This is a genomic window from Streptomyces sp. UH6, from assembly GCF_013421635.1.
GTDB lineage: Bacteria > Actinomycetota > Actinomycetes > Streptomycetales > Streptomycetaceae > Streptomyces > Streptomyces abyssomicinicus.
Genome location: NZ_JACADT010000892.1, coordinates 1 through 2361 on the forward strand (window position 1 = coordinate 1; position 2361 = coordinate 2361).

At 69.3% G+C, this 2361-nt stretch carries 3 protein-coding genes; all 3 read left to right on the top strand.

Going from position 1 to position 2361, the window contains the following annotated elements; translation table 11 throughout:
* Positions 1–6 precede the first annotated feature (6 nt).
* On the top strand, positions 7–465 hold the full coding sequence (locus tag HW445_RS27225) for an Rrf2 family transcriptional regulator (protein ID WP_180223528.1): 459 nt from the start codon (positions 7–9) through the stop codon (positions 463–465).
* Between the two features lie 141 nt (positions 466–606).
* A complete protein-coding gene (locus HW445_RS34470) occupies positions 607–708 on the top strand; it encodes a putative leader peptide (protein WP_369695865.1) in 102 nt (33 codons plus the stop codon).
* A 217-nt stretch (positions 709–925) separates the two neighbouring features.
* Positions 926–2032, top strand: coding sequence for an ABC transporter substrate-binding protein (locus HW445_RS27230; protein ID WP_180223529.1), 1107 nt, complete (start codon positions 926–928; stop codon positions 2030–2032).
* The last annotated feature ends 329 nt before the right edge of the window (positions 2033–2361 follow it).

The window sequence follows — 2361 nt, forward strand, 5'->3', positions numbered from 1 at the left end:
GGGGCCATGCGCATCTCAGCCAGGGCGGACTACGCGGTACGGGCCGCACTGCAGCTCGCCGCGTCGAGGGACGACGAGCCGTTGAAGGCGGAGGCCATCGCCGACGCCCAGGGCATCCCGCACAAGTTCCTCGAGGGCATCCTCAACGACATGCGCCGGGGCGGTCTGGTGACGAGCCGGCGCGGCGGCAACGGCGGCTACCGCCTGGCGAGGCCCGCCGAGTCCGTCAGCGTCGCCGACGTCATCCGCGTCGTGGACGGCCCCCTGGTCTCGGTGCGCGGCGTACGGCCTCCGGACCTGGCCTACAGCGGCCCGGCGGAGTCGCTGCTGCCCCTGTGGATCGCGCTCCGTTCCCATGTGCGCGAAATCCTGGACGGGGTCTCGCTCGCCGACCTCGCCAATTCTCAACTCCCGGACGCGATAACGGAGTTGGCGGCATCTCCGGACGCGTGGACGAACCCCTGAACCACCCGGACCACCCCTCCCCGTCCCAACATCCGAGAAGACCTCGTCCAGTATGTGAAAGCAGTCTTGGTGTCGGCCTGGCTTTCTGCCACGATCCCTATCATTCAGGTAGGAAAACTGGGAATCGAAACGAGGGGTGACATGCGTCCGTCCGACCGCGCCACCCTGTCGTTCCTCCTGCTGACCTCGCGCCGGCACGTCGATCTCGGCCGCACCTCGAGCGCCATCTGTCGCTCCTGCTGAGCCGCCCGGGGACAACCCTCCGGGACGGCGGCACCGCCCTTCTCCGGGCGTGCGCACCACCCGTGCCCCGTCACTCCGCTCCCTGACCCACGACGCCCTTCAAGGCCGCCCTGGGCGACGGGAGTTGCGGCGAACCCGCACGTCCGGGTTCCGCCCCCGCGTTCCACGCCCTTCTCGATCAGCCCTTTGATCAGCCCTTTCCCGAGAGGACACCTCCGTGTCTGCCGTCAGACCGCTCAGCGCCCTGCGCGCCCTTGCCGCCCTCACCGCGCTCCCCCTCCTGCTCACCGCCTGCGGCTACGGTTCCGACGCCGCCGACGACGCCAAGAAGACCGAGGTCTCCGCGGACGCGAAGAAGCTCTCCGCCGACGAGGTGAAGATCGGCTACTTCCCCAACCTCACGCACGCCACCGCCCTGGTGGGCGTCCAGGAGGGGCTGCTGCAGAAGGAGCTCGGCGGCACCGAGATCAAGGCGTCGACCTTCAACGCCGGCCCGTCCGAGATCGAGGCGCTGAACGCCGGTTCCATCGACATCGGCTGGATCGGCCCCTCCCCCTCCATCAACGGATTCACCAAGTCGGACGGCAAGAGCCTGCGCATCGTCAGCGGTTCCGCCTCCGGCGGCGTGAAGCTGGTCGTCAACCCCGACAAGATCAAGACCCTCGACGACGTCAAGGGCAAGAAGATCGCCACGCCGCAGCTCGGCAACACCCAGGACGTGGCGTTCCTCAACTGGATCGCGGAGAAGGGGTGGAAGGTCGACGCCCAGAGCGGCAAGGGTGACGTCTCCGTCTTCCGCACCGACAACAAGATCACCCCGGACGCCTACAAGTCCGGTTCCATCGACGGTGCCTGGGTCCCCGAGCCGACCGCCTCCAAGCTGGTCGCCGAGGGCGGCAAGGTGCTGCTCGACGAGTCCGACCTGTGGCCGGACAAGAAGTTCGTGATCACCAACATCATCGTGTCGCAGAAGTTCCTCAAGGAGCACCCTGACGTCGTCGAGGCCGTGCTGCGGGGCTCGGTGAAGACCAACGAGTGGATCAACGCCAACCCGGACGAGGCCAAGGCCTCCGCCAACGCGGCGCTGAAGGAGCTGTCGGGCAAGGAGCTTCCGACCGAGGTCATCGACCCCGCCTGGGAGTCCATTACCTTCCTCGACGACCCGCTGGCCGCCACCCTCGACGCCCAGGCCGAGCACGCGGTGAAGGCCGGTCTGCTGGAGCAGCCCAACCTCACGGGCATCTACGACCTCGCGCCGCTGAACAAGGTCCTCGAGGCCGCGGGCAAGGAGAAGGCGGACGACGCCGGTCTCGGCGTCAAGTGACGGATTCCGCTCCCTGACCGATCCTCCTGGGAGGCCGCGGCGCCGGTGGCGCCGCGGCCTCCCAGCGCGTACCGGGACACCCCGCCCCGCACCGGGGCACTACCGTCGGGCCGCGGCGACGCCTCCGGGCACGTCGCGGACCGTCCGGTCGATCCGGCGGCCCGTGTCGGTGGCGCGGCATAGTGTCGGCGGCATGAGCGAGCCGATCTCCGCACCGTCCCTCCTGGCGCTGACCTCCTTCCCGACCTGGGCGCCGTTGCTGCGTGCGTGGGCACGGGGGATGGAGGCCAAGGACGCGGAGGGGGTCCTGCACCTGGCCGGCGCCATGG